The organism is Gelidibacter salicanalis, from assembly GCF_016469035.1.
Taxonomy (GTDB): domain Bacteria; phylum Bacteroidota; class Bacteroidia; order Flavobacteriales; family Flavobacteriaceae; genus Gelidibacter; species Gelidibacter salicanalis_A.
Genome location: NZ_JAEHJZ010000535.1, coordinates 1 through 220, shown reverse-complemented (window position 1 = coordinate 220; position 220 = coordinate 1). Strand labels below are relative to the sequence as shown.

At 55.5% G+C, this 220-nt stretch carries 1 protein-coding gene; it reads left to right on the top strand.

Features of this window, described 5'->3' with window-relative positions; translation table 11 throughout:
• Nucleotides 1–42: 42 nt before the first annotated feature.
• Nucleotides 43–220 (top strand): DUF4339 domain-containing protein (locus JEM65_RS23530; RefSeq protein WP_199603900.1); only part of this gene is annotated, 178 nt, incomplete at its 3' end.

Here is a 220-nt window from a genome sequence, read left to right as displayed (position 1 = left end):
TGCCGCCTTGCTACGAGGCGCGCCCTAATCAATACTTATAGTATGGAAAACACTCTGAATCTCCTCCTGCAGGACACCGCCCTCAAATGGTATACGGTCGTGAACGACCGTCCCGTGGGCCCACTCTCCGCCAAGGAGATCGTGCAGCGGATCCGTGCGAACGACCTGAATTTTGCGTCCCACGTTTGGAAAGACGGCTTCAAAGGTTGGACGCGCATTT